Source organism: Vibrio sp. CK2-1, assembly GCF_021726515.1.
Taxonomy (GTDB): domain Bacteria; phylum Pseudomonadota; class Gammaproteobacteria; order Enterobacterales; family Vibrionaceae; genus Vibrio.
This window is the reverse complement of the sequence record NZ_JAKKCJ010000007.1, coordinates 38895-63675: the sequence shown is the minus strand read 5'-3', so window position 1 is coordinate 63675 and position 24781 is coordinate 38895. Positions and strand designations below refer to the sequence as shown.

The window sequence follows — 24781 nt, the reverse complement described above, 5'->3', positions numbered from 1 at the left end:
GGAGATAAAAGTAGATTAAAAATTTTCAATTATCCTCTTGAAAGCCATTTTTTCGACCTTATATATGATCTTGAAAGGGATGCCGATAAGCTCTGACTCTGAAGTTTTTTCTTATAAAGACTTTGCGATAAAGATAAAGAGTGGGCCCTTGCAACGCTGAATCTATTTCGCCGATAGGGTTATAGATAGGCACTTAAATTAAATCGCGAGTTTCGGCTCGGGTCGAAAACTTGCACACTATTGCTTAAATTAGAGGATAGTATTATGCGTAATGTAGACTTCTCACCTTTATACCGTAACGCCATTGGTTTTGATCGTTTATTAAACCTAATGGAAACCAATAACGCCAAAAATACCTCAGGCGGATACCCTCCATACAATATCGAGAAAAAAGACGATAACCACTACCGTATTACGATGGCAGTAGCAGGTTTCTCGGAAGAGCATCTTGATATTACACAGCATGAAAACATGCTAATCGTGCGTGGTGAACGTCAGCCGGAAGAAGGCAAAAACTACGTTTATCAAGGTATCGCAGAGCGTGATTTTGAGCGTAAATTCCAGCTCGCAGACTACGTAAAAGTGTTGGGTGCCAATATGGAAAATGGTTTATTGCACGTCGATTTAGAACGTGAAATCCCAGAAGCGATGCAACCACGTAAAATCGCGATTAACGGTAAAGAGCTGCTAGAAAACCAGTAAGTTAGAACATTGCTAATCTAGTCAGCTATTAAAGGAAGAGAAGGGTGCCAATTGGGCACCCTTTTTGTTATTAAGCTTATATTATTGAAGCTAGTCTGCTTGATATGCCTTATTCACTTCTTCGGCAATAATCTCGATACCGCGCTGCATATCTTGCTCATTTTGTACGTAGTTCATACGTAAACATTGATGAGCATGATCCCATTCATCATCTTGTCCAAAGAAGAAATATTCTCCTGGAACAATTAATACGCCACGAGCTTTTAAGCGTTGGTAGAGTTCCATTGTGGTGATCGGCAGTTCATCAAACCACAGCCATAAGAAGATCGCGCCTTCCGGTTTATGGATTTTAAAGCTAGGGTCGGGAATGGCACTTTGTAATAACTCGACCGCATGTTGGGCTTTATGTTGGTAGTAAGGCTTAATTACATTTTCGCTTAATGGCAGTAAATCCCCTTGTTTGATCATATGAGTCGCGATCGCTGGGCCAATACTACAAGGCGCTAAATTGATGATGCCATTAATGTTGGTCATCGCTTGGGTCATGGCTTCACTGGCAATCACTATTCCGCAACGCACACCGGGTAAGCCCAGTTTAGATAGGCTCATACACAAGATGGTGTTGTCATTCCAAAAGGGTGTGACGTCTTCAAAAATAATATTAGGGAAAGGCGTGCCGTAAGCGTTATCTATGATTAGCGGAATGTTGTTATCACGGGCTAACTTATCCAGCTTGCGGATTTCCTCATCGGTGAGCACATTACCGGTTGGGTTGGTGGGACGAGAGGCACAAATTGCGGCAACTGAGTCATCCACCTGAACTTGCTCAAAATCGACATGGTATTTAAACATGCGATTATCCAGCAATTCGATTTCAGGGTGATAAGAGACAAATATATCTTCATCAATTCCTGCATCACTGTAACCAATATATTCAGGCGCTAAAGGTAGTAGGATTTTCTTATGACTACCATCGGCTTGTTTGCCTGCGAACAGGTTAAACAGTGAGAAGAAGGCGCTTTGACTACCGTTGGTCAGGCTGATGTTTTTCGGGCTGATATCCCAACCATAAGTTTGCTTTAACAAATCGGCTAAGGCTTGAATAAACACATTCTTGCCTTGCGGGCCATCGTAGTTGGTCATGGCAGCGATCAGCTCACCATTATTGAGCATGTCAGTGCTGGCTTGTTTAAAGTACTCGAGCATTTCTGGAATGGCGGCTGGGTTGCCTCCACCGAGCATGATGGCACCGGGAGTGCGGAGCCCATCATTGAGATCATCCATTAACTGGGTAATGCCTGAGTAGCGATTAAACTTGTCACCAAACTGAGAAAACTGCATATCCTTTACATCCAACGTTACGGTTACCGATTGAATGCTGAAACATACCTGATTGTGTGGTTGATAGAAAGAGGGAGCGATAAACACGTGCAACAAAAAAGCCATAAAAATCATTTATGGCTTTAGTGGATAGGTGGTCCGAGGAATTAAATAAAGGTTTTCCAATCTATCCCAGTAATGCGCTCATCGGCGATATACACCAGTACGTCATCTTGTTTGATGGTGTGTTCGAGTGGCGGATTTAGGGTTAAACCATCACCATGATTCACTGCAATTAAAATCGCATCGTATTGCTGTTTAAAGCGAGAAAAAACGGTATTAAAGCTGGTGGGTTGTCCTTGGTATTTGACCATGTATTGGGTCATGCCAAGGGCGTTATTGACTAGCTCATAATGCAATTGGCTAGAGCCCGGATCGACAGCCGATTTAGCGATCATTTCTGAGGCAATAGACGGAATACATTCAACGTTTTTGCAGTGTTGTTTGAGTAGCGTACCTAAATGGGCATCGCGGAAGTAGGTGACGATATGAGCTTCTGGATTTTCGTTAGCACAGTTCAGACCGGCGGCCATGATGTCATTATCGCTATCGAGATCAATAATGATGGTTTTGGCTTTGCTCACTCCGGCTTTTGCCATGTCTTGCTCATCAGTGAAAGCGCTGACATGAACAAATTCGATCTTGCTAGGAAAGGGGTTTTCAATTTGTTGCGCCGAACATAGAACAATATCTTGATGATTGCTTTTGATTTCATGTAACAGCATTTCGATCAGATGAGGAGTGCGTTGTTCGCTCCAGCCTAAAATTAAAATATGATTTTCTACATTCACTTTTCTGTGCCCCATTAATCGTGCTTTCCATAGTTGAATAGCGTTAGTCGCCAAACGTCCGATCACCATTGCGAATAAACCAACACCGCCCGGAATAATAAACAGTGCGGTGACCCATTTTCCCATTTCGGTTTGTGGTGACATATCGCCATAACCGACGGTAGAACCCGTCACCATGATGTAATAAATGAAATCTGCGAAGGGAGTGAGTGCCGTCTCATTGGCGAGATAAAGCAGGCTCCATGAAATCGTTAAATAAACCAGTAAGGCAAACAGTAAATTCTGCCCGGTTAAGCGGTTAAATTTAGCGGTTATCCAGCGATGTAATAACTGCAATATTGGCACTAGAGTCGAATCCTTTCTAAATGATGGCCATAAAAAAGCCCAAGCTACATTGAGTATAGCTTGGGCTTAATCTTAATACTTTTAATCAGTTAACAAAGCGATGTTTTGTTACCGATTAATTCTCATGCTTATTTTTGCAATAACGTCTATTTTTGCAGTAAAGAGATGTCCGCGATCTGCAAGAACAAGTTACGCAGGTTGTTCAGCATAGTCAGACGGTTTTTCTTCAGTGCTTCATCGTCTGCCATAACCATCACGTTATCGAAGAAAGCATCAACCGGCTCACGAAGGTCTGCCAACTTGCTTAGCGCTTGTTGATAGTCGCCGTTTGCAAAGGCCGGCTCTAGTGCTTCGGTCATTACTTCAACGTTTTCTGCCAGGGCTTTTTCAGCATCTTCTTGTAATAGAGTCAGATCGATGTCAGCGCTTAGCTCACCATCGAATTTGGCTAGGATATTACCCACACGTTTGTTGGCGGCGGCAAGTGCTTCAGCTGCATCTAGACCACGGAAGTGAGATACCGCTTTCACACGTTGGTCGAAATCAAGAGGTTTAGTCGGGCGACGTGCCAATACCGCTTGAATGATATCAACGCTAAAGCCTTCATCTTGATACCAAGCGCGGAAACGGCCTAGCATGAAGTCTAATACGTCAGATTCAACATTCGCGTTAGTCAGTTTATCACCAAGAAGTTCTTTGGCTTTTGCGATCAGAACCGTTAGGTCTAGGTTGTAACCTTTCTCTACGATAATGCGTAGAATACCTAAAGAGGCACGACGTAGTGCAAATGGATCTGAACCTTTTGGTGCTTGGCCAATACCGAAGATACCAACCAGTGTATCCAGTTTATCTGCCATAGCCACTGACGCAGCGACACCTGAGCTTGGTAAGTCATCACCCGCAAAGCGAGGCATGTATTGCTCGTTTAGTGCTACTGCCACTTCTTCGGCTTCACCGTCGTGACGTGCGTAGTGCATGCCCATAACACCTTGAGTGTCGGTGAATTCAAATACCATAGATGTCATCAAGTCACATTTGGCTAATAGGCCAGCGCGTTTTGATTTCTCAACGTCAGCACCGATTTGCTCAGCAATAAAGCCAGCCAATTCAGTAATGCGGTCGGTCTTGTCTTTGATCGTACCTAGTTGCTTTTGGAAGATTGCTGTTTCCAATTCAGGAAGGTGCGATTCTAACGTGCGCTTACGGTCAGTATTAAAGAAGAACTCAGCATCCGCTAGACGAGGACGCACCACTTTCTCATTGCCTTCGATCACTTGACGAGGGTCTTTTGATTCGATGTTCGATACGAAGATAAAGTTAGGTAGTAGCTTCTTGTTGTCATCGTAGACAGGGAAGTACTTTTGGTCGCCTTTCATAGTGTAAACCAAAGCTTCAGAAGGCACTTTTAAGAACTCTTCTTCAAACTTAGCGGTTAATACTACTGGCCATTCAACCAAAGAAGTGACTTCTTCGATTAGGTCATCTTCTAGATCCGCAGTACCGCCAACCGCTGCCGCCGCTTTTTGTGAATCACGTAAGATAATTGTTTTACGTTCTTCGTAATCGGCCATTACTTTGCCTTTTTCAGCCAGTAATGTTGGGTATTGGTCCGCGTTATCGATAGTAAACTCACGCTCACCCATAAAGCGGTGACCACGAATAATGCGATCAGAAGCCACACCTAGGATTTCACCTTGGATAAGCTCTTCACCAAACAAGATAGTTAGCGTTTTTACTGGGCGGATAAATTGAGTTTCTTTATCACCCCAACGCATTGGCTTGGCAATCGGTAGATTCGCTAATGCTTTGGCTGCCATGTCGACCACTAAATCTTTAACCGCTTGGCCTTTGACTTCTTGTTTGTAAAGTAGCCATTCACCTTTGTCGGTTTTTAAACGGTCTGCTTGTTCAACGGTAATGCCATTACCACGTGCCCAACCTTGAGCCGCTTTAGTTGGATTACCATCGGCATCAAAGGCTTGAGCGATCGCAGGACCACGCTTTTCAACGATTTTGTCTTGTTGGCTTTCAGCAAGTTCGCTGACTTTTAAAGCCAAACGACGAGGTGCTGCGTACCATTTTACGCCTTGATGCTCTAGATCAGCCTCTTTTAATTCCGCTTCAAAATTGCTGGCGAATGCTTCAGCTAAAGTGCGAAGTTGTGTTGGTGGTAGCTCTTCCGTACCGAGTTCAATTAGGAAATTCTTCGCCATGATTACTTCTCCTCGCCTTTGCTTTTCACATCATCGTTTTTACACATTGGGAACCCAAGCGCCTCACGAGAAGCATAATAAGCCTCTGCAACCGCTTTAGTTAAGTTACGAATGCGTAAGATGTAGCGTTGACGTTCAGTCACCGAAATGGCTTTACGTGCATCAAGCAAGTTGAATGCGTGACCAGCTTTAAGAATGCGCTCGTAAGCTGGAAGCGGTAGAGGCTTTTCAAGCTCAAGTAAGTGCAGACATTCTTTTTCACATTGGTCAAAGAAGCTAAATAGGAAATCCACATCAGCGTGTTCGAAGTTGTAAGTCGATTGCTCTACTTCATTTTGGTGGAAGATATCACCGTAAGTTACTTTACCTAGTGGGCCATCAGTCCAAACTAGGTCGTATACTGAATCCACACCTTGAATGTACATGGCAAGACGTTCGATGCCGTAAGTGATTTCACCTGTAACAGGCTTACACTCTAGGCCACCCACTTGTTGGAAGTAGGTAAACTGAGTCACTTCCATACCGTTTAGCCATACTTCCCAGCCTAAGCCCCATGCGCCTAGTGTTGGGTTTTCCCAGTTATCTTCCACGAAACGGATATCGTGAATAAGTGGGTCAATGCCAAGGACTTCTAATGAGCCTAGGTACAACTCTTGAATGTTGTCAGGAGACGGCTTGATGATGACCTGGAATTGGTAATAGTGTTGCAGACGGTTCGGGTTTTCACCGTAACGGCCATCGGTTGGACGGCGTGATGGTTGTACGTAAGCGGTAGCAATTGGCTCTGGACCAATCGCGCGAAGGCAGGTCATCGGGTGAGAGGTGCCTGCGCCTACTTCCATATCTAAAGGTTGAACAATGGTACAGCCGACTTGGGCCCAATAATCCTGCAGCGCGAGGATCATCCCTTGAAAGGTTTTGACGTCGTATTTTTGCATAACTTTATTTGCCTACTCAGTTCGCGCGATTTTAATTGAAAAAAAATAGTTCCTCAGTATAGCGAGTTCATGTATTACCCTCAATCTACTATTGCAGTAAAGGCTTTATTGATTGAATGAAAAGCGGGGAACTTATATCCTTTTGCGACAAAAAGCCATTAACGGCGAAAAATATAAATGTGAGTAATAAGCAATGTGGGATGTTTTATTTTTAGCGTTAGCATTAAGCATGGATGCGTTCGCGGTTTCGATTGGTTTAGGTGCAAAATTAGTTGGCCAAACCAATAAGCCGACTGCATTATCGATAAAGGCTGGGGTGTACTTTGGGGTGGCGCAAGCACTGATGCCATTTATCGGCTTTTTAGGTGGCCATGGTGTACTAGGTTGGGTAGAAGGTTATGCGCCTTATATCGCCTTTGTGTTGTTATTGTTTATTGGCGGCAAGATGATTTATGAGTCGTTTGTCGAGGGTATTGAAGAAGATTTTTGTCAGATCACTCACCGAGTCATGTTAACTCTGGCAATTGCCACCAGTGTCGATGCGATGGCGGCGGGTTTTAGTTTGCCGCTGCTTGATGTCGACCCGTTCTTGGCCTGTGCTTTGATTGGTATTGTTACTTTCTTGTTTAGTTTTCTTGGGGTGTTTATTGGCCGTAAAAGCGGTACTTGGTTGGAAAGTAAGGCGGAACTGTTAGGTGGTTTGGTATTGATAGGAATCGCATTTAAGTTTTTATTGGTTTAGTGATCTTTAATTCATCCATTTGTCATGCTTGTCACTATACTATTTATAGACCCTATTAATAGTGAGGTGATGCGATGTTGACACGTTACGCAGGTATGACCCCAAAGAGCCAAAGTTACTTATTTACCTTTGGTTTGGCCTTAACCTTAATTGGTATGATGATCACCGATATGTGGCTGCCGATGGTGGCGGGTGCGATTATTTTAGCCGGGTTGGCGGTTGAGTCTTGGATCCGTATTCTCTACATCATTCCAATGAAGAAACAACTCACCGAGCTGACGGTGCGATTAACTCGGTTTGAGCATAAGTAACTTAGAAGTCATTCAATAAAGTACTTAAATATTACCGCGGTCTATTCTTGGTTAAGGATATTTAGTTTAAGCCTTTTTTGATCACGAACTGGTATGGTAGGTCGTCAGTGCTAGCTTGTAATAGCTGGTGGTCCATAAAGCGGCAAAAGCTAGGAATATCACGAGTGGTCGATGGATCATCGGCGGTGATTAATAATATTTCGCCATCTTGCATGGTACGAATCGTCTTTCTTACCATCATCACTGGCTCTGGGCAGCGCAAGCCTAGGGCATCCAATGTTTTACTGGCATTTTTAGGATCGAATGACATAACCGTTTAACTCTTAGTGTGATGTGTGACGAAAAATGAACCGAGATAATACTGATGGAGAAAAAAAAGGCAATCGGGATTTAGTAAAGCGAGTTTTATTTACTAGTGTTAATGGTGAGAGTTCAATGTATTCCTATTGATGGAATGGACTAACTCCTGCTTCCAATCTGAATCTATCTTAACTAGCTTATTTTGCTGCCGCTATTCGAATATCCACGAATAGCGGTTTTCTTTTTTCTTCTGTTTTTAAACCTTGAGACGTTACGCCCACTCAATGGTTTCGTTGGCGTGTTTTTCACATTCGGTTTTCACTAGGCTGAAAAGTTCTGCGCCAGTTTTTGAGCAAATCCACTCACCATCATTATATTTAAAGTGATAACCACCAGATTTTGAAGCCAACCAGATTTCATGCATTGGCTCTTGGCGGTTAATAATGATTTGGCTACGGTCTTCAAATTCGAGTGTCATCACATTACCTGACACGTCATAATCAATATCTGCGCCAGAATCATCAATCGCTTCTTCAATTTGCGTCATCTGAATATCGACTAATTGGTGGAATTCCGTATCGTTCATTGGTTTCATCCTATTGGTTGAGATAGCTTGGCTATTGCTTTTCTTGTGTGTGGTGCGATTATAGGGGGCATTGAATCATTAATCACGATATCACGATGAAAAAAATAACTTTTAGCTTACTTGCGTTAACCGTACTTGGCTTGGCCGGTTGTGGTCAAACTGGGCCACTTTACTTGCCAGATGAAGAGCCAGCTCCGGTTAATACTGGTGAGGTTTCTATTTCAGGTGCAGATGGCGGAACCGTGACTGTTAAACCTGTGGAAACGGATCAACCAGAACCCGCGACAGAATCGACTCAGCCTGCAGAGGCTCAAGACGCAGAATAAGGAAGAGAACATTGGATTTTTTTAATTATCAGGATGATGGTCAGCTTTGGGCTGAAGACGTCTCTCTTACGCAATTGGCACAACAACATGGCACACCACTTTATGTGTATTCTCGTGCCACATTAGAGCGCCATTGGAAGGCATTTGATTCCTCGGTTGCCGATCACCCGCATTTAGTTTGTTATGCCGTGAAAGCCAATTCGAACATTGGTGTGCTTAATGTACTGGCTCGTTTAGGTTCTGGCTTTGATATCGTGTCTGGTGGTGAACTTGAACGCGTGATTGCTGCTGGTGGCGATCCGAAAAAAGTAGTGTTTTCTGGGGTAGGCAAAACCAGCGCTGAAATGAAGCGCGCGTTAGAGCTTGGTATTAAGTGCTTTAATGTGGAATCTGAACCTGAGCTTGAGCGCTTAAATAAAGTCGCCGGTGAGCTTGGTGTGATTGCTCCGATTTCTTTGCGTATTAACCCAGATGTTGATGCACATACCCACCCTTATATTTCGACCGGTTTACGTGATAACAAATTTGGTATTGCGTTTGATCGTGCGCCACAAGTGTATAAATTTGCGCAAAGTTTAGAAAACCTCGATGTACAAGGCATTGATTGCCACATTGGTTCTCAATTAACCGACCTTGCGCCGTTTATCGATGCGACTGATCGCTTACTTGCGCTGATCGACCAACTGACTGAGCAAGGCATTAATATTCGTCACCTTGATGTTGGTGGTGGTTTAGGTGTGGTTTATCGTGATGAATTACCGCCACAACCGTCTGAATATGCCAAAGCTTTATTATCTCGCTTAGAAAATCACGGCCATTTAGAGCTAGTGTTTGAACCGGGACGTGCCATTGCGGCGAATGCGGGTGTACTACTGACTAAGGTAGAACTACTAAAACCTACCGAGCATAAAAACTTTGCGGTGATTGATGCGGCAATGAATGATTTGATTCGTCCTGCTTTGTACCAAGCTTGGATGGATATTGTGCCGGTAGCGCCTCGTCAAGGTCAGCCTGCTACTTATGATTTAGTTGGCCCAATTTGTGAAACCGGTGATTTCTTAGGTAAAGACCGCGAGTTAGTGCTAGAAGAAGGCGATTTACTAGCAGTACGCTCTGCGGGTGCTTATGGTTTTGTGATGTCTTCTAACTACAATACTCGTACTCGCGCCGCTGAAGTGATGGTGGATGGCTCTGTTGCTCACCTTGTACGTCAGCGAGAAGAGTTGAGCAGCTTGTGGGAATTGGAAAATATCCTACCAGAATAAATATAACAGCTTACGCCCTAACGTTAGTTTCGTTAGGGCGTTTTATTTGAATTAATGAGGCGATATGCATTTCCATTTTTCTAAAATGCACGGTTTGGGTAATGACTTTATGGTGGTCGATTGTATTACTCAAAACATCTTCTTTTCACCTGATCTGATCCGCCGTTTGGCCGATCGCCATACTGGTGTCGGTTTTGATCAATTGTTGGTGGTAGAAGCGCCCTATGATCCAGAAACTGACTTTCATTACCGTATCTTTAATGCCGATGGCAGCGAAGTAGAGCAATGTGGTAACGGCGCGCGCTGTTTTGCCCGCTTTGTACGCATGAAAGGGCTCACCAATAAATACAGCATTAATGTCAGTACCAAAAAAGGTCGCATGGTGCTTAAAGTGGAAAGCTTAGACTCAGTGACCGTTAACATGGGTCAGCCAATTTTTGAGCCAAGCAAAATACCTTTTAAAGCAAAACAAGCGGAAAAGACCTATATTTTACGTGCAGGTGAACACACATTATTTTGTGGCGCAGTCAGCATGGGTAACCCACATGTGGTGACGATTGTTGAAGATGTCGATACCTTTGATGTCGATAACATCGGCCCGTTAATGGAATCTCATGAGCGTTTTCCTGAGCGAGTGAATGCCGGCTTTATGCAAATTATTGATCGTCAAAACGTTAAGCTACGAGTGTATGAGCGTGGCGCGGGTGAAACTCAAGCTTGTGGTAGCGGTGCCTGTGCGGCGGTTGCAATCGGTATTGACCAAGGGGTACTCGATCAAGAAGTGACAGTACAATTGCCTGGCGGTAAGCTGCGTATTTTCTGGCAAGGTCAAGGCAAACCGCTATACATGACAGGCCCTGTGGCGCATGTTTATGACGGACAAATTAGCTGCTAAATTTAGATAGCCATATAGTTAACAATACATTTCAAACATAGAGTGAGTGATGCAAGCGGATCATTTGACTGCCGAAACGGTAGCAGAATATTTAAAAGATAATCCTGATTTCTTTTTACATCGTCCTGAGCTGGTGGACCGCTTAGCCATTTCCCATCAGCAGCAAGGGGCGGTTTCTTTGGTTGAAGTGCAAATGCGCCGTCAACGTCAGCGTATCGAAGAACTTGAAGAAGACATTACGCAAATGATGTCTTTGGCAGCCAAAAACGATCGCACTTTCCATCAACTAATGGATCTGCAAAAGTCGTTACTGGCTTGTCAAACTATCGAAGCGCTTGATCAAGAAATTATGCAATATAGCCGCAAGATCGGTTTGAAATCACACCTTTTATTACTTGATCACACACAGCTTGATAACGTTAATTCAAATTGGCAGTTATCGCGCGACACCTACCAGAGATTTGCCACCAATCACTTAAATGGTAAAGATGCTTACCTTGGTCGTTTAAATCGCCAAGACCGTTATGCGTTATTTGGCGGTGATCGTTTTGCTAACAATGAGATGTCCGAATTAGGCTCTTATGTGGTTTTGCCTTTGGCTGCGCATAGTAAAAAATTGGGCTTATTGGCTTTTTCTAGTCAAGAAGGCGGTCATTTTCAGCCTGAAATGGACACCTTGTTTTTGCGCCACTTGACCGAATTAGTCACTTTTATGGTTCAGCTGCTTGATGAACAAATGGAATCGAGCGAGCTAGAAACCTTAAGCTGCGCCAATGAATCCTAATTTTCCTGCTAGCTTAGCGAGATCACTACAACGCTTTTATGATTATTTGCATCATGAAAGAGGCTTAAGCGCCCATACTCAAGCTAACTATCAGCGTCAGTTAACCATTATGACTCAACAACTGATTGATATGGGTATTACCGAATGGCAGCAAGTCGACGCCGCTTGGGTAAGACAGTTGACCACCAAAGGGATGCGCGAAGGATTGAAAGCCAGCAGCATTGGCACGCGTTTATCATCTTTACGCAGTTTCTTTGATTACCTTATTTCAATTGATGAGTTAACCGCTAACCCTGCTAAAGGCGTATCAGCGCCGAAGAAAAAACGCCCTTTACCTAAAAACCTTGATATCGATTCGGTTGGTCAGTTGCTGGAAATGAATGACGATGACCCACTTTCGATTCGCGATCGCGCTATTATGGAATTGATGTACGGCGCAGGTCTACGTCTAGCCGAATTAGTTAGCATTGATATCAATCATGTACAGCTTAGTGTTGGTGAAATTCGCGTGATCGGTAAAGGTAATAAAGAACGTAAAGCGCCGTTTTCTGGCCAAGCCAAACAATGGTTAGACCGTTGGTTGCAAGTACGCTCTAGTCTGGCCAATGAAGAAGAGCCAGCGTTATTTGTCTCCAAACGTGGCACTCGTATCTCTCACCGTAATGTGCAAAAACGTATGGAAGAATGGGGCATTAAGCAAGGCGTCTCTAGCCATATTAGCCCGCATAAATTGCGTCACTCATTTGCCACTCACATGTTGGAATCAAGCGGTAATTTAAGAGCGGTGCAAGAACTACTGGGTCATGAAAATATCTCGACTACCCAAATTTACACTAGCTTAGATTTCCAACACTTAGCTAAGGTTTACGATAACGCGCACCCTAGGGCGAAGAAGAATCGCGCGCCATCCAACTCTGAATCGGACGATTAACCCTTTATTCCACACTAAATCAAACTAGGAGCCACCTATGTCATTACGCTTTTATCGCAATATTCCCACCATTAAAGCCATGACGTTTGATTTAGACGATACCCTCTATGATAACCATCCTGTGATTGTCGGCCTTGAGCAAAAGACCGCAGACTGGATGCATCAACATCACCCGATCAGCCAAAACATGAGTCATCAAGAATGGCGCTTGTTGAAATTCAAACTAGCCGAGCAGACGCCATTTTTACAAAGTGATGTTTCTGAATGGCGTTTTCAGCAAATTCGGCAGGGATTAATCCATTTGGGTTACGATGATCCAAAAGCTTCTCAAGCAGCTAAATCGGCGATGGATCAAGTGGTTATTTGGCGTCATCAAATTGAAGTACCACCAATGACCCACCACGTGATGGCGAAGCTTAAACAGCAAATGCCGCTGATTGCGATCACCAACGGCAACGTCAACCCGGATAAAATTGGGTTGGGTGAGTACTTTGATTTGGTGCTTAACGCCGGCCCAGATGGTTGGGCAAAACCCTATGCTCAAATGTTTGAAACCGCATTAGCACATCTCGGCTTGCCTGCTGAACATGTTTTGCATGTAGGTGATAACCTGATTTCTGATGTCGCAGGAGCGAAATACGTTGGCATGCAAGCCTGCTGGATTAATGATTATCACAAATCACTTAAACATGAAGATTATGGCCGAGTACTGCCGGATGTGGAGATCACCGCGCTTGAGGATTTGTTGGTTTTTATCGAGTCTCGTAGCTAGGGCGCTTTGCTTCTCGTGGCTCGGAAAAGGTCGCGAGTGGCGAGAACGCTTCGCTGCGAGATCCGAGTCGTTTATCTGGCTTAATATTATTGATTGAAAGGAGTTCAATACCGTGATTACTTGTTATGTTCGCTACGTTATCGATCCTAAGAAGGTTAATGAGTTTGAAACTTATGCCAAAATGTGGATTCCATTGGTAGAAAAGTTTGGTGGGCAACATAACGGCTATTTTTTGCCATCAGAGGGGGCGAACAATATTGCACTCGCTTTATTTACTTTTGAAAGCTTATCCGCTTATGAAGATTATCGTATAAAATCGATGCAAGATGAGGATTGCATAAAAGCGTTTGAGTATGCAGAAAAAGTCGATTGTATCATCAGCTATGAACGTAGTTTTTTTCGACCTGTTTTGGATTAAAAGGTAGATCGAGCGCCGAGCAGCGAAGCGCCCTAGTCACGAAAATCGTAAATCAAATGCTGCCTATCCGCCTCATACACCTTTAAAAACAACTCAAAATACTGTTGTAGTGATGAAAAGTCCTTGTGTGGTTCTCGTTGCTGCAACAGCGATATTCCAACCTCACAAGTACATAGATTTCCCGCTTCTTGATTGCGACGTAGGCGGTAGTTCGACGTTTGTTCACTTGATAGCATTACTTTCGGCAAGGCTTGCAGCCACGGGCTTTTATTGAGCATTTTCTTTGCTTCTTGCCAGGTGCCATCCAAGATAATAAATAATGGTGAGTTTCGGCTCTCATGGGTGTTTATCGAAGCCTGTAACTCACTCACTTCAATCGCCTCTTCACTTGGAAACAATAAATAACTTGGTTGTTCGGTAATTTGTTTTACTAGCTCTGCTGGCGGGTTAACGCGATCCCAAATATGCACTTGGCAATTAGATAAGCTATGGGTGAGAAGTTTTCCGGTGTTGGTGGCGCGTTGAGTTTCATTTGGATGCGTCAGTAGAGCAATCTGCGTGGTGCTATCGAGTATAGGACGGTGAGTGCAAATACATTGATAACGTAAACCACAACGTGGGCATGCTGTGGTGTGAGTAGTGCTTTGCTGTGACATACTGGCTCTGCTGAATAGTTGAAAACGAGTTTAGTCTACATTTTTATCCCTTGCTGCGCTGCACTGATGTTATCGGAGAATAGCGTGACGTTGCCTTTTTTATCGCTTACTGGCGCAGTAGAGGCATTAATCGGGTAGCTGACACCGGTGTATTCCATGGCGTGATAGGCTGCTTTGGCGCCGCCGCCACTCACTGGAATAATTAAATCACGCCAGCCAAAGTGATGATAATTGCTAACTTGAATCGGCGTGCGGATTTGAGTGATACGGCTGTTAAAGCGCCATTCATCATTATGATTTTCAAACATTAAGAGGGTGCAACCGCCGGAGCCACACCAGTCGGTTAAGATAAATAATTCAGGTTGTTGGTCGTTGTTAATATCGTAAGTGAGCCAGCGATAACGGTTGTTTTCTGGATCGGTACGGTGGTCCTTAAAGTATTGACGTAAGGTGGCATCGACTTTGGCATCGTATTGATTGCTGCCTTTAATGCTCGCGAACGCTAACGCATCAACTGGGCCTTGAGTGCTTTTGGCTCCCGCTTCGACCATAGTGGTTTCGACTTTCATTTTTTGCAGCGTTAAGCCATCCGTACCTAGGTTATATTCGCCACCATTGATGATTTCTTTGTGGGCTTTGAGTTGAAAACCATCGACGGTAAACACTCTCAGCGCTTTCATTTGAGTGTCTTCATGTTGAGTCATTAACACATGCACTTGCTGATTTTGTTGTTGCCAATAACCCGTTTCAACTAGGCTTTTATCACCATTTTGATAATCATAATGGGTAGTCGCGGTGTGGTCGGCATTCAGTACTAATCTGGTGGTTAAACCGTTGCTAGGCTGGCTTTGATAAGTCCCCACGAATTGCTCGGCTAGCTTGTCTTTGGCTTGTTGTTGGCTAGCTAAAATGAAATCTTGCTCTGAAATGTCATTATGTGCAGAAGACTGAGCTTCGCTGCTGGCCATTTCAATCGGCTCACTTTGCGCCAGTAGTTGCGGTTCATCCGGTTGGCTGGAACATGCACTTAGTAACAATAGTGCAGAAAAACTCAATGGGATTGTATAAGCCTTCATGGTATTTTTTATTCCTTAATGGTACGCAACCAAATGATTTATTTAACGCTGGTTATTTCTTTGTATAGCCAAGTAATTTCAGGTCACTTAGTAGACTGACAGCAAAACAGAAGGTTCATTATGGCATATTGGTTATTTAAAACTGAACCCGACACTTTTTCGATTGATACTTTGCGAGTGCAAAATGTCGCGTGTTGGGAGGGAGTCCGCAATTATCAAGCCCGTAATATGTTGCGTGATGAAGTGAAAGTAGGTGATGAGGTTTTGATCTACCATTCTTCTTGCAAAAAGATCGGCGTAGCTGGCATCGCCAAAGTGGTGAAAGGCGCATACCCAGATCACTTTCAATTTGATCCAGAAAGCCCTTATTTTGATATTAAGTCTGATCCGAGTAACCCACGATGGGTAATGGTGGATATTGAATTTGTTCGTAAAACCAGCCGCATTATTAGTTTGGCGGAAATGAAAGCCATGCCCGAGTTGGAAAATATGCCTTTGGTGAAAAGAGGAAATCGTTTGTCGATCATGCCGGTGAGTGAATTTGAATGGCAGACGATTTTAGTTAAAGAGTAGGTTACTTGTAGTGATAAAAAAATGGCAGCGGAATTGAGCTGCCATTTTTGATTCAGTTACTTGTTGAACTAGGTATTACAACAAGTGATCTTCTAGGTAATGCGCGACGGCTTCGTCGATGCTGTTACCAATGATTTCATTGTTTGGTAGCGCTTTCATTACTTTGTCGTGAGCGGTGCCCATGATTAAACCTTTATGCGCTGCGGCTAGCATTTCTACATCATTCATACCGTCGCCAAACGAAATGCAGTTTTCAAGTTCTTTGCCTAGCTTGTTGGCCACAGCTAATAGTGCATCCCCTTTTGACACATTAGGTGCCATCATTTCTAAACACCAAGGCGTTGAGAAGGCAATGCTGATACGGTCGCCAAATTGTTCTTTTAGCTGCTGTTCGTAAGCGGCTAAATGATCATGATCGGTATGAGTAAAGAATAACTTAGCAATGTCTTCAGTTGGCGCGTTATCAGTATCGAATAATGAATAATTAAAGCCAGACTCTTGGTGATGCTTGCTGAGTTTCAGATCTTCTTTATCCGTCAGCCAATCATTGCTGCGATAGATATGAATGCGGTGGTCTGGATCTTGTTTGATGATATCGACAATCGGCTGAATCACATCTTCAGGCAGGTTTTTGCTGTACAACAATTCATTATCTGGCGAATGAACGCGCGCGCCATTAGACGTGATCATATAAGCCGGAATGCCCGCACTGGCGCGGAAGCTTTCCACATCAACATGATGGCGACCTGTGGCAAAAATAAACGTCATGCCTTGTTCATGTAGCTTCTTCAGGGTTTGCTTGGTGAATTCACCTAAGGTGTGATCGGGCAACAATAGCGTGCCATCTAAATCCGATGCAACAATATGCACATCTTGTAGAGCAGGTTGAGAAAGCGTGTGGTTTGACATATTGCCTCTATAGAATCATTTAAAAACAGGAATAGTTTACGTTAATTTAATAGGAAAAAAGAGGGTAAAGCTTGCATAGTTCATTTCCTCTTTTATCTATTAAAGGCCCTAGGAATTAAGATTGCTGAGCAAAAAAATTCAGGCATTGAGTAAGAGCCTGGCTGCGGAGTTCATCGGTTTCAAAAAACAATTCGTGGCGAGCGCCTTGTATTATTGCCAATTGCGCTAACCCCGGCTTGGTTTTGTTGATCTTGTTGATGAAACGTTTTTGTGCGCTGTTATCGACGACGGTATCTTGACTGGCTTGCATCAAGAGTACCGGTAAATTCAACTTATGCGCTTCTTTACCACAGAGTTTGGCCGCGATTAGTGATTGATGCGCCCAGTGAGTGCTGACGCCACCGAGCTGAATTTCGGGTTGTTGCTCATATAAGCCGCGGAACCATTGGTAACGCAGTGCGCTGTGGGTCAGATCGTTGGTTTCAAATGGTTTGTTATAATACGGTTTTTGTCCCGGCGCATAAATTGGATCTGGGCTACGAGATGACATCCATTTGGTCAGCGGGCCAGAAATCGGGCGCAGATACCATTGCATTTGAATGCCGATCATTGGCGCACTGAACGCAATGGCATCAAAATGATGGCTTGGATGAGTTTGCAGATAACGGGTTGAAATGGCTCCGCCCATAGAGTGAGCCAAAATGAAGCGTTTTTGATAGCGGCTGAAATCAAACGCTTCGACCACATGGTGCATATCTTTAATGTAGTAGTCGAAATGCTCAACATGGCCGATTTGTTTATCGGCGCAGCAGCGTTCTGACATGCCTTGTCCACGGTGGTCGTAAGAATAAACGTCATAACCTTGTTCAACCAGATCCCAAAACACTTCTTGATACTTATAAACACTCTCAATCCGGCCATTGACCAATAAAATGACTTTGGTGTTTTCTGGACGAGTGAAAGACACCCAGTACAATCGCTTGCCCTGTTGGCCTTCAATAAATCCTTCATTTCGGGATTGCCAAAATGGGGTTAAGGTTTGTTGTGAAAACTCGATCAGTTCTTGTTCACGTTGCCAATCTTTGTTGTGCTCAATCATATTCAGCTTAATCTTTACTCTGTAGTGTTCGTTCAACTATGCCACTTTTTGTTTGTCTTCCGTAGCGATTTCTTAGCTATTTTAGTTGGTCATTTTATGGTTTTAAATATGACGCACTGATGACGTAACAATAGGTTAAGTTTTGGTCAGGTTATAGCTATGCTGTTATTGTTGCTTTATGGTAGATGGATAAAGTAACCATGGAGTGACACTTTATGCCGCAAGTTAGCCAACCAACCCAACCTACTCAGCCAAGGGTTTTCTTCTTTGATTTACTGCGCTGCGTAGCGGCTATTTTTGTTATCGCCATTCATGTGCTTGCCCCTTATCGCCATGAGTTGGGAGTGATTCCTTTTAATCAATGGGTCACCGCGGTAAGCCTCAATAGCGTTTCTCGTTGGGCAGTACCTGTATTCATTATGATTTCTGGTGCTTTGTTATTAAGTGATCGTCGTCCATTTGATGCCAAATATTACCTGCAACGTCGATTTGGCAAAGTACTCGTCCCCTTTTTAATTTGGTCGTTGTTTTATGCTTATCTTTCTGGTTGGGGAATCAATGGCTTTGATGGTGAACTTGCTTCCTCGGTGTTAGCGGATAGTTTTCATCATGCAACCTACTACCACCTTGGATTTTTCTATTATTTCCTTCCGTTATATTTCGTTGCTCCTTTCTTGCAAGTTTTAGTGCAAAAAATTGATAACACTGGGCTGTTTATCTTGGTGATGCTGTGGCTAATGACCACTACCTTTTATTTACTGAGTTTTGATGGCCTATGGAGTAATCAATATTATTTATATAGTGGCTATTTATTATTGGGTTATGTCTGCTATCAAAAACTATCGTTAGATAAATCGCTTGTGATGGGACTAACAGTATTGGGCGTAGCTGCATTATTGGTGACTGGGTTTTCGGTGATAACAGATAGCGTTGAAGTCGGTGAGTACACAGTCGGGCGTTGGCTTTCTTATAAAACCTTGAATACCGTATTAGCGGCTACAATGATATTTATGCTAGCTCGTTACTTTGGTGAGTTTATTGTAGGTAAGGCGAAGCGAGTGATTGGCTTTATTAGCGATCACAGTTTAGGGGTATATATCTTGCATCCACTTTTTCTGTGGCCGATGAAAACGTATGGTTGGTATCAAGGCCATCCAATTTGGGTGATTCCAGTTTGGGTAGTGCTGAGTGGCGCAGGATCGTTGGGGTTAAGCTGGTTAATTACTCGCTCTAATAAGACTTGCTGGTTACTGCCTGTGGTAAGCAAGTCTTAAGATGAGTAGTTGAATGGGGATTATTCTCTTAATAGAGCAAAGTGAAGGAATTTATCGCCTTGATAAGTGAGTGTGCCTTTATCTCCAGGGTTTAATGCGCTGTAGTAGTGGATACCCACTTTAAATTCTCGCTTCGGGCCGACAGGAAGTTTTTGTACATAAATCCAATGCTCTTGATCTTCTTGGCCCGGTTGAGCTTCAGGTATGTCGATGGTTTGTTTATCAATAACCATCACTTTGACTTTTTGTTCAGGTGCATCTAGCCCTAAGTTGTGCTTTTTATGGAATTGGCGGTACATCCATGCAGCCAGTCCGATAAGTAAAATAAGGCTAATTAATAAAGTGATTGGCATTGTGATACATCCTAAATAATTAATTTTACAGTAGATATTACCCAAGGTAGGCTAGATATTACCTAACCTAATAGAATAAATCGTGATCCAGTCTCGTTTTTGTCGACATATAACTAGTTTTATAGGGCTGATGTTGGCTTATTCTTATATATGATTCGTGGCTAAGAGGTGTGTAGAGTGTCCGATATTGAAAAAGTAGTTTTACATACTCGTCGTTTAGAACGTTTATTGAGAGAGCAGTATCATGCTAAAGGGCAAGGCTTAATTGAGTTGACCGAAAGTTGCGTGACGCGTTTGCCTCATGATGTTGCTCAAAGAATTCATTTAATCGCTCAAAGTCGTCAACAATTACTCGATGATGATGAGGTTGATCCGGAATCAACCGCAGCTTTTATTCAGGCGTGTATTGAGTGTGAAAAGGAACTGACACCAAGAAGTGGTCGTTTTATTTGGGGAGTGGCTATTGTGCTAATGCTGGCAATGACACTAGGTGCGATTTTATTTTATTCGATTCACTGGGATGTGGTGGCTCATCATTTAAATTTGTAATAAAACCAAATTAACCTGTTGAATAGAAACAAAAAAGGACGCTAATAGCGTCCTTTTTTGTTTTAGTATTTGATTAAGAAATCATTGGTAGAGTCATTAAACCAACCATTACTGCAATCAATACCAATCCTTGTCTTTGAGATGTTGTCATGTGAAAACTTCCTTCTGGTTGATTAGATATGCAGCTAATATAACAAAAAAAATGCAGTTGATCTAGATCTATTTGATATCGCCCTATAAATGTAAGTTTAGTGTCAGAAAAATCGCTCATTGTGACCATTAAATATTTTTGTTTTTATTTTTGAAAATCATAGTTTCATTTATGGTGCTATTGGTTTTTATGTAAAGTATTGATTTTAATTGATTAAGTGTGGTTTTTTGGTTTTTTAATAGTTTTGTTTTTTTAAACTTATAATTTTGGTCGCTAGAATCTACGACCCTAGGTTTAATCGTTTAACTTGAATAGTCGGTGGGATTTTTAAAGGTGTTGAGAGTTATTATCATCTTTAGGGGGGATATATTGACTTAGTTGGCAATAGATTATTTTTATTTACTACTTGGTTACTTTTAATGCTGATTTTTATGTTTTAACATATTGTTATATATCGATTTTATATGATTGCTCATTTTTTGTTCTATAAAAGCTTTCTTTTTATCTATTAGAGTGGGATTTGAACCCTTTATGCTTGTTTTATTGGGTTATTGATTAGGGTGGCGATAATCCAGATCGCCGCTTGTCTAAGCTTGGCCATTTTCACCTTTACCTTCTGGGAGCCTCTCTCTACACTAAGTTGATAAATTGAAAGGGGAAACGCATGTGGTATTGGCTATTGATGGGGTTTTTATTGCTCCCCATGCTTGTGTTTATAAAGCTTGAGCAACCTAAATGGTTGTCTGTTTCCAAGTTATTACTTTTCATTGGTTTGATTGGTAGTCTGTTGTTGCAACACGATCTTAGCCACTCAGCGTGGTTACTATCGCTTTCTGCACTACTCTTTTTTACCTTATGTTATGGGGTAGAAGAGCTCGCCCCTAAATATAGAAATCTTCAGTTATGTTTTTTCTCCATTGCTTGCCTTTGTTACAGCTTAGATTTTTGGTTCCAAGTGAATGCATTGAGTTGGGCGGTGGCGATTCCTACGTTTGCATTAGTGGTGGTCGCTTTCTTATTGGTACTGCCATTATTGGATAGCTTTGCGATTCAGGCTTCTATGGTGGCTTTGATTTTATGGCAGATGTTATGGGCCGCTGGTGAGCTTTGGCATGCCAACCGAACCTTGCTGGATATGAGTAGTTTGTTCGGGGCTCTATTGCTTGCTCTCACGGTATTGATTTGGGCTCTTCATTATTTTAGAAAGCCGTTTAAACACTCTTATGCTTGGATCTTATGTTGTTATTTTAGTGCCCATATTTTGATTATTGCGCCAACTGTCTTGAAGTAATGTTCGCTAATTTGAGTCGATAGCTGGTGGGTTTCACCAACCACGCGCCACATTAACAGCGCATCATCTTATTATTTAAAGTGGATTTTTTATGGAAATTTTATCAGCAGCAGTGATGCTGTTTCTGATCATGGACCCGCTTGGTAACCTACCGGTCGTTCTTTCTATCTTGAAGCATCTAGAGCCGAAACGTCGCCGTATTGTATTGGTGCGCGAGCTGTTATTTGCTTTAGTGATCTTGTTGCTCTTTTTATATGCAGGTAAATCCATCTTAGGCTTTTTGCATGTCAAAGCGGAAACCTTGAGTATTTCGGGTGGTTTGATCTTATTTATAATCGCAATTCGAATGATCTTCCCACAACCTGGCGGTGTCGTTGGATTGGCGGCCGGTGAAGAACCGTTTTTTGTGCCTATGGCGATCCCTATGATTGCAGGTCCTTCTGTGATTGCTTCTTTATTATTGTTATCGACTCAATCACCGGATCGTATGTTGGATTGGTCGATTGCGGTATTCCTCGCCTGGGGCGGCACCTTTTTGATCTTGATGTTCTATAACTTCTTCCACCGGATTTTGGGTGAAAAGGGCCTAAAAGCGATTGAGCGTTTAATGGGGCTGTTATTGGTGATGATGTCGACGCAAATGTTCTTAGATGGGCTGAAACAGTATTTAGGTTAAATAATTAATTTTCTATAAATAACAAAGCCGCAGTTGACGTTAACTGCGGCTTTGTCGTTTCTAATAGATCGAATAATGACGTTATTTTAAATATTTATTTTTCAGGTCGAGTAACGCAAAGGTCCCAAACAACACAATCGAAATTTTTTCCCAACGGGTGAGTGCCACGCCTTCGCCAAGCGCACTGGAAAATAGCAGACTTTGCAGTCCATGCATAAACAAGGTGAAAACCGCCATTACATTCAGTGCAATATGCGCCATACCCGGAAATGGCTGAACTAGGTTAGTAATAAATACCGCCCACACCAGCAACATAAAGGCTTTCGCTAATAGGTTTAATACTTTTTTCATCCGTTGCTCCGTAGTGTGTCGGCTTTAGCTAAGTTGATACAGGCGGTAGCAAACTTGTCCGGCTGTTTTTTCTCGATGTAGCTGCCAATGCTCTGGAATTTCAGGTAATTGCAGCTCTTTTTCGGTTTCGATATAGACTAAGCCATTTTCTGCCAGCCAACCATTTTGTTGTAATAAGTTGAGAGTTTGCTCAAGTAAGCCTTGGCGAAAAGGGGGATCGATAAAAACGACATCATAGGCTTGCCCAGGTTGCTGTAAAAACTGCAAGGCATCTTGTTGATGGATCTCAATATTGTTGGCTTTGAGTTGGCTGCTATTGGTGACTAACTGTTGGTAAGCCTGCTTATTGAGCTCTACCATAGTCACTAGTTCTGCTTGGCGTGAAGCTGATTCAAAACCTAATCCACCGGAACCGGCAAATAAATCAAGACAGCGAGCATGAGGAATATCAGCCGCTAACCAATTAAATAATGTTTCTTTGACGCGGTCTGTGGTTGGTCGTAAACCTTGAGCATCATGGACCGGTAACTTGCGGCCTCGCCATAAGCCACTGATGATGCGAACAAAACCAACATTGCCTTTGGCTGATTGAGAAGATGAAGCTTTACGTCTTTGCATAGAATAAACCGCAGATAGATTTTTGAGTGCTCGAATAAAGTGATATTATATACCCAAGTAACTTCAAGGTGCAGAACTTTGCCGTTTTCTCATTACGGATGTTTGGCTATTATTGCTGGTCAATGTGTTAGTTACGCGTTAGTTACCCACTCAAACTTAAATAAATTTGCCACTTTAAATCAAAGTGCATGCTAGGACTTGTTCATGACAGCTAAAAAGAAACGCGGTTTACTCTCTTGGCTCGGTTTTGCTGAAGAAGAAGAGAATAAAGCCTCATCCGATCAAAATATTGAAGCACAGCAAGATGAAGCGCTTAAGCAAACTGATGAACAAGCTGCTGAGCAATCTGAGGTTGAGCAGCCAGTCGTAGAGCAAACACCAGAACAAGATGAAGAAATTGTCGAGCAAAGCCCACAAGCGCTTGAATCGGACACTGAGATTACTTCAGAAGATACTCAACAATCTGATGAAACTCATGATGACAGCCTAGTCGCTCAACAAGCCGAAGCATTAGAAACTGATCGCGTTCAAGAGCAAGTTAAGCCAACCGAAAGCTTTTTTGCTCGTTTAAAGCGTAGTTTGCAACGCACCAAGCAAAATATTGGCGCGGGATTTTTTGGCCTATTTAAAGGCAAAAAGATCGATGATGAATTATTTGAAGAATTAGAAGAGCAGTTATTGATTGCTGACGTGGGCATGAACACCACGGTGAAAATTATTGATAGCTTGACGGAAAAAGCATCACGCCAAGATCTAAAAGATGGTGAAGCATTGTATGGCCTCTTAAAACAAGAGATGGCCGATATCTTAGCCGATGTTGAACAACCGCTAGAAATTGATACCAGCAAAACGCCTTATGTTATTTTAATGGTTGGGGTGAATGGTGTCGGTAAAACCACCACCATAGGTAAACTGGCCAAACAATTCCAATCGCAAGGTAAGTCGGTGATTCTCGCTGCGGGTGATACCTTCCGCGCGGCTGCTGTCGAGCAGTTACAAGTGTGGGGTCAACGTAATGATGTGCCAGTTATCGCTCAACACACTGGCGCGGATAGTGCCTCAGTCATTTATGATGCCATTGAAGCCGCTAAAGCGCGTGGTGTTGATGTAGTGATTGCGGATACCGCCGGTCGCCTACAGAATAAGAGCAACTTGATGGAAGAGTTGCGTAAAATCGTTCGTGTTATGAAGAAAATTGACGACTCCGCACCGCATGAAATTATGCTGACACTTGATGCTGGAACCGGTCAAAATGCGATTAGCCAAGCCAAGTTATTTAGTGATGTCGCACCGGTAACAGGTATCAACCTAACCAAACTTGATGGTACCGCCAAAGGTGGGGTTATCTTTGCGCTGGCCGATCAATTCAAAATCCCTATCCGTTATATTGGGGTAGGTGAAGGCATTGATGATTTGCGTCCATTCCAAGCACAAGACTTTATTGAAGCGCTATTTAGCCGAGAAGAATAATTTTTATCCATGTTATTGGGTGAGTATTAAGGGAAA

28 protein-coding genes and 1 pseudogene are annotated in these 24781 nt (G+C 42.9%); 16 read left to right on the top strand and 13 right to left on the bottom strand.

What is annotated here, in order from left to right; genetic code table 11:
* The first annotated feature begins 264 nt into the window (after window positions 1–264).
* A complete protein-coding gene (locus L3V25_RS14985; protein ID WP_237296286.1) occupies window positions 265–702 on the top strand; it encodes an Hsp20 family protein in 438 nt (145 codons plus the stop codon).
* 90 nt (window positions 703–792) lie between these two features.
* Here the strand turns inward: L3V25_RS14985 and L3V25_RS14980 are convergent, their stop codons facing one another.
* The 4 genes from L3V25_RS14980 to glyQ form a co-directional block, all read right to left on the bottom strand.
* Window positions 793–2043 (bottom strand): valine--pyruvate transaminase, encoded by a 1251-nt coding sequence (locus tag L3V25_RS14980; protein WP_237296285.1) that lies wholly within the window; start codon window positions 2041–2043, stop codon window positions 793–795.
* 146 nt (window positions 2044–2189) lie between these two features.
* The gene (locus tag L3V25_RS14975; RefSeq protein ID WP_237296284.1) at window positions 2190–3218 is read right to left on the bottom strand and encodes a potassium channel family protein; all 1029 of its coding nucleotides are present in this window, start codon (window positions 3216–3218) and stop codon (window positions 2190–2192) included.
* Between the two features lie 146 nt (window positions 3219–3364).
* Window positions 3365–5431, bottom strand: a complete 2067-nt coding sequence (gene glyS, locus L3V25_RS14970; protein ID WP_237296283.1) for a glycine--tRNA ligase subunit beta — start codon at window positions 5429–5431, stop codon at window positions 3365–3367.
* 2 nt (window positions 5432–5433) lie between these two features.
* On the bottom strand, window positions 5434–6369 hold the full coding sequence (glyQ, locus tag L3V25_RS14965) for a glycine--tRNA ligase subunit alpha (RefSeq protein ID WP_237296282.1): 936 nt from the start codon (window positions 6367–6369) through the stop codon (window positions 5434–5436).
* A 193-nt stretch (window positions 6370–6562) separates the two neighbouring features.
* Between glyQ and L3V25_RS14960 the strand changes: the two genes are divergently transcribed.
* Window positions 6563–7111 (top strand): manganese efflux pump MntP family protein, encoded by a 549-nt coding sequence (locus L3V25_RS14960; protein ID WP_237296281.1) that lies wholly within the window; start codon window positions 6563–6565, stop codon window positions 7109–7111.
* A gap of 74 nt (window positions 7112–7185) precedes the next feature.
* Window positions 7186–7422, top strand: coding sequence for a hypothetical protein (locus L3V25_RS14955; protein WP_237296280.1), 237 nt, complete (start codon window positions 7186–7188; stop codon window positions 7420–7422).
* A gap of 61 nt (window positions 7423–7483) precedes the next feature.
* Here L3V25_RS14955 and tusA read toward each other — a convergent pair whose 3' ends face one another.
* Window positions 7484–7732, bottom strand: coding sequence for a sulfurtransferase TusA (tusA, locus tag L3V25_RS14950; RefSeq protein WP_027695088.1), 249 nt, complete (start codon window positions 7730–7732; stop codon window positions 7484–7486).
* 261 nt (window positions 7733–7993) lie between these two features.
* Window positions 7994–8308: an iron donor protein CyaY gene (cyaY, locus tag L3V25_RS14945; protein ID WP_027695089.1), complete on the bottom strand. Its 315-nt coding sequence runs from the start codon at window positions 8306–8308 to the stop codon at window positions 7994–7996.
* 27 nt (window positions 8309–8335) lie between these two features.
* Between cyaY and L3V25_RS14940 the strand changes: the two are divergent.
* The 7 genes and pseudogenes from L3V25_RS14940 to L3V25_RS14910 form a co-directional block, all read left to right on the top strand.
* Window positions 8336–8493 (top strand): annotated as a pseudogene (locus tag L3V25_RS14940) (lipoprotein); the annotation flags it as partial.
* Window positions 8494–8645: 152 nt separating this feature from the next.
* The gene (gene lysA, locus L3V25_RS14935) at window positions 8646–9899 is read left to right on the top strand and encodes a diaminopimelate decarboxylase (protein WP_237296279.1); all 1254 of its coding nucleotides are present in this window, start codon (window positions 8646–8648) and stop codon (window positions 9897–9899) included.
* Window positions 9900–9963: 64 nt separating this feature from the next.
* Window positions 9964–10794, top strand: a complete 831-nt coding sequence (dapF, locus tag L3V25_RS14930; protein ID WP_027695091.1) for a diaminopimelate epimerase — start codon at window positions 9964–9966, stop codon at window positions 10792–10794.
* A gap of 49 nt (window positions 10795–10843) precedes the next feature.
* Window positions 10844–11578 (top strand): DUF484 family protein, encoded by a 735-nt coding sequence (locus tag L3V25_RS14925; protein ID WP_237296278.1) that lies wholly within the window; start codon window positions 10844–10846, stop codon window positions 11576–11578.
* Complete coding sequence (gene xerC / locus L3V25_RS14920; protein WP_237296277.1) at window positions 11568–12509, top strand: tyrosine recombinase XerC; 942 nt, start codon at window positions 11568–11570, stop codon at window positions 12507–12509. Before L3V25_RS14925 ends, xerC begins: the two co-directional genes overlap by 11 nt.
* Window positions 12510–12546: 37 nt before the next feature.
* Complete coding sequence (gene yigB, locus L3V25_RS14915; protein ID WP_237296276.1) at window positions 12547–13281, top strand: 5-amino-6-(5-phospho-D-ribitylamino)uracil phosphatase YigB; 735 nt, start codon at window positions 12547–12549, stop codon at window positions 13279–13281.
* A 112-nt stretch (window positions 13282–13393) separates the two neighbouring features.
* Window positions 13394–13699: an NIPSNAP family protein gene (locus L3V25_RS14910; protein ID WP_237296275.1), complete on the top strand. Its 306-nt coding sequence runs from the start codon at window positions 13394–13396 to the stop codon at window positions 13697–13699.
* Between the two features lie 32 nt (window positions 13700–13731).
* On the opposite strand, the gene L3V25_RS14905 is transcribed toward L3V25_RS14910, so the two are convergent.
* Together L3V25_RS14905 and L3V25_RS14900 are read right to left on the bottom strand one after the other, a co-directional pair.
* Window positions 13732–14355: a DTW domain-containing protein gene (locus L3V25_RS14905; protein WP_237296274.1), complete on the bottom strand. Its 624-nt coding sequence runs from the start codon at window positions 14353–14355 to the stop codon at window positions 13732–13734.
* A 35-nt stretch (window positions 14356–14390) separates the two neighbouring features.
* On the bottom strand, window positions 14391–15431 hold the full coding sequence (locus tag L3V25_RS14900) for a hypothetical protein (RefSeq protein WP_237296273.1): 1041 nt from the start codon (window positions 15429–15431) through the stop codon (window positions 14391–14393).
* 120 nt (window positions 15432–15551) lie between these two features.
* Here L3V25_RS14900 and L3V25_RS14895 point away from each other — a divergent pair, with 120 nt between their 5' ends.
* Window positions 15552–16004 carry an EVE domain-containing protein gene (locus L3V25_RS14895; protein ID WP_237296272.1) on the top strand — a complete coding sequence of 151 codons (453 nt, stop codon included), beginning with the start codon at window positions 15552–15554 and terminating at the stop codon, window positions 16002–16004.
* Window positions 16005–16079: 75 nt separating this feature from the next.
* On the opposite strand, the gene L3V25_RS14890 is transcribed toward L3V25_RS14895, so the two are convergent.
* Together L3V25_RS14890 and L3V25_RS14885 are read right to left on the bottom strand one after the other, a co-directional pair.
* Window positions 16080–16913 (bottom strand): Cof-type HAD-IIB family hydrolase, encoded by an 834-nt coding sequence (locus L3V25_RS14890; RefSeq protein WP_237296271.1) that lies wholly within the window; start codon window positions 16911–16913, stop codon window positions 16080–16082.
* Window positions 16914–17028: 115 nt separating this feature from the next.
* Window positions 17029–18012 carry an alpha/beta fold hydrolase gene (locus tag L3V25_RS14885; RefSeq protein ID WP_237296270.1) on the bottom strand — a complete coding sequence of 328 codons (984 nt, stop codon included), beginning with the start codon at window positions 18010–18012 and terminating at the stop codon, window positions 17029–17031.
* Between the two features lie 215 nt (window positions 18013–18227).
* On the opposite strand from L3V25_RS14885, the gene L3V25_RS14880 reads away from it, so the two are divergent.
* The gene (locus L3V25_RS14880) at window positions 18228–19286 is read left to right on the top strand and encodes an acyltransferase (protein WP_237296269.1); all 1059 of its coding nucleotides are present in this window, start codon (window positions 18228–18230) and stop codon (window positions 19284–19286) included.
* Window positions 19287–19306: 20 nt separating this feature from the next.
* On the opposite strand, the gene L3V25_RS14875 is transcribed toward L3V25_RS14880, so the two are convergent.
* Window positions 19307–19639 carry a DUF2500 domain-containing protein gene (locus L3V25_RS14875; RefSeq protein ID WP_144389001.1) on the bottom strand — a complete coding sequence of 111 codons (333 nt, stop codon included), beginning with the start codon at window positions 19637–19639 and terminating at the stop codon, window positions 19307–19309.
* A gap of 177 nt (window positions 19640–19816) precedes the next feature.
* Here L3V25_RS14875 and L3V25_RS14870 point away from each other — a divergent pair, with 177 nt between their 5' ends.
* The 3 genes from L3V25_RS14870 (at window position 19817) to L3V25_RS14860 (ending at window position 22306) form a co-directional block, all read left to right on the top strand.
* On the top strand, window positions 19817–20188 hold the full coding sequence (locus L3V25_RS14870; RefSeq protein ID WP_237296268.1) for a DUF4145 domain-containing protein: 372 nt from the start codon (window positions 19817–19819) through the stop codon (window positions 20186–20188).
* Window positions 20189–21003: 815 nt separating this feature from the next.
* Window positions 21004–21630, top strand: coding sequence for a lysoplasmalogenase family protein (locus L3V25_RS14865; RefSeq protein ID WP_237296267.1), 627 nt, complete (start codon window positions 21004–21006; stop codon window positions 21628–21630).
* A 91-nt stretch (window positions 21631–21721) separates the two neighbouring features.
* Window positions 21722–22306 carry a YhgN family NAAT transporter gene (locus L3V25_RS14860; protein WP_237296266.1) on the top strand — a complete coding sequence of 195 codons (585 nt, stop codon included), beginning with the start codon at window positions 21722–21724 and terminating at the stop codon, window positions 22304–22306.
* Between the two features lie 81 nt (window positions 22307–22387).
* Here the strand turns inward: L3V25_RS14860 and L3V25_RS14855 are convergent, their stop codons facing one another.
* Both L3V25_RS14855 and rsmD read right to left on the bottom strand, forming a co-directional pair.
* Complete coding sequence (locus tag L3V25_RS14855) at window positions 22388–22657, bottom strand: DUF1145 domain-containing protein (RefSeq protein ID WP_237296265.1); 270 nt, start codon at window positions 22655–22657, stop codon at window positions 22388–22390.
* A gap of 24 nt (window positions 22658–22681) precedes the next feature.
* The gene (rsmD, locus tag L3V25_RS14850; protein WP_237296264.1) at window positions 22682–23275 is read right to left on the bottom strand and encodes a 16S rRNA (guanine(966)-N(2))-methyltransferase RsmD; all 594 of its coding nucleotides are present in this window, start codon (window positions 23273–23275) and stop codon (window positions 22682–22684) included.
* Between the two features lie 204 nt (window positions 23276–23479).
* Between rsmD and ftsY the strand changes: the two genes are divergently transcribed.
* Window positions 23480–24745 carry a signal recognition particle-docking protein FtsY gene (gene ftsY / locus L3V25_RS14845; protein WP_237296263.1) on the top strand — a complete coding sequence of 422 codons (1266 nt, stop codon included), beginning with the start codon at window positions 23480–23482 and terminating at the stop codon, window positions 24743–24745.
* Window positions 24746–24781: the final 36 nt, after the last annotated feature.

Bases quoted from the DNA above. Each gene is read 5' to 3' on its own strand.
- L3V25_RS14895 (WP_237296272.1), top strand. From the start codon at position 15,552: ATGGCATATTGGTTATTTAAAACTGAACCCGACACTTTTTCGATTGAT.
- L3V25_RS14855 (WP_237296265.1), bottom strand. From the start codon at position 22,657: ATGAAAAAAGTATTAAACCTATTAGCGAAAGCCTTTATGTTGCTGGTG.
- L3V25_RS14860 (WP_237296266.1), top strand. From the start codon at position 21,722: ATGGAAATTTTATCAGCAGCAGTGATGCTGTTTCTGATCATGGACCCG.
- L3V25_RS14980 (WP_237296285.1), bottom strand. From the start codon at position 2,043: ATGCAGTTTTCTCAGTTTGGTGACAAGTTTAATCGCTACTCAGGCATT.
- cyaY (WP_027695089.1), bottom strand. From the start codon at position 8,308: ATGAACGATACGGAATTCCACCAATTAGTCGATATTCAGATGACGCAA.
- L3V25_RS14885 (WP_237296270.1), bottom strand. From the start codon at position 18,012: ATGATTGAGCACAACAAAGATTGGCAACGTGAACAAGAACTGATCGAG.
- L3V25_RS14925 (WP_237296278.1), top strand. From the start codon at position 10,844: ATGCAAGCGGATCATTTGACTGCCGAAACGGTAGCAGAATATTTAAAA.
- dapF (WP_027695091.1), top strand. From the start codon at position 9,964: ATGCATTTCCATTTTTCTAAAATGCACGGTTTGGGTAATGACTTTATG.
- glyQ (WP_237296282.1), bottom strand. From the start codon at position 6,369: ATGCAAAAATACGACGTCAAAACCTTTCAAGGGATGATCCTCGCGCTG.
- L3V25_RS14865 (WP_237296267.1), top strand. From the start codon at position 21,004: ATGTGGTATTGGCTATTGATGGGGTTTTTATTGCTCCCCATGCTTGTG.
- glyS (WP_237296283.1), bottom strand. From the start codon at position 5,431: ATGGCGAAGAATTTCCTAATTGAACTCGGTACGGAAGAGCTACCACCA.
- xerC (WP_237296277.1), top strand. From the start codon at position 11,568: ATGAATCCTAATTTTCCTGCTAGCTTAGCGAGATCACTACAACGCTTT.
- L3V25_RS14875 (WP_144389001.1), bottom strand. From the start codon at position 19,639: ATGCCAATCACTTTATTAATTAGCCTTATTTTACTTATCGGACTGGCT.
- L3V25_RS14985 (WP_237296286.1), top strand. From the start codon at position 265: ATGCGTAATGTAGACTTCTCACCTTTATACCGTAACGCCATTGGTTTT.
- L3V25_RS14890 (WP_237296271.1), bottom strand. From the start codon at position 16,913: ATGTCAAACCACACGCTTTCTCAACCTGCTCTACAAGATGTGCATATT.
- L3V25_RS14905 (WP_237296274.1), bottom strand. From the start codon at position 14,355: ATGTCACAGCAAAGCACTACTCACACCACAGCATGCCCACGTTGTGGT.
- L3V25_RS14955 (WP_237296280.1), top strand. From the start codon at position 7,186: ATGTTGACACGTTACGCAGGTATGACCCCAAAGAGCCAAAGTTACTTA.
- L3V25_RS14960 (WP_237296281.1), top strand. From the start codon at position 6,563: ATGTGGGATGTTTTATTTTTAGCGTTAGCATTAAGCATGGATGCGTTC.
- ftsY (WP_237296263.1), top strand. From the start codon at position 23,480: ATGACAGCTAAAAAGAAACGCGGTTTACTCTCTTGGCTCGGTTTTGCT.
- L3V25_RS14880 (WP_237296269.1), top strand. From the start codon at position 18,228: ATGCCGCAAGTTAGCCAACCAACCCAACCTACTCAGCCAAGGGTTTTC.
- yigB (WP_237296276.1), top strand. From the start codon at position 12,547: ATGTCATTACGCTTTTATCGCAATATTCCCACCATTAAAGCCATGACG.
- tusA (WP_027695088.1), bottom strand. From the start codon at position 7,732: ATGTCATTCGATCCTAAAAATGCCAGTAAAACATTGGATGCCCTAGGC.
- L3V25_RS14900 (WP_237296273.1), bottom strand. From the start codon at position 15,431: ATGAAGGCTTATACAATCCCATTGAGTTTTTCTGCACTATTGTTACTA.
- rsmD (WP_237296264.1), bottom strand. From the start codon at position 23,275: ATGCAAAGACGTAAAGCTTCATCTTCTCAATCAGCCAAAGGCAATGTT.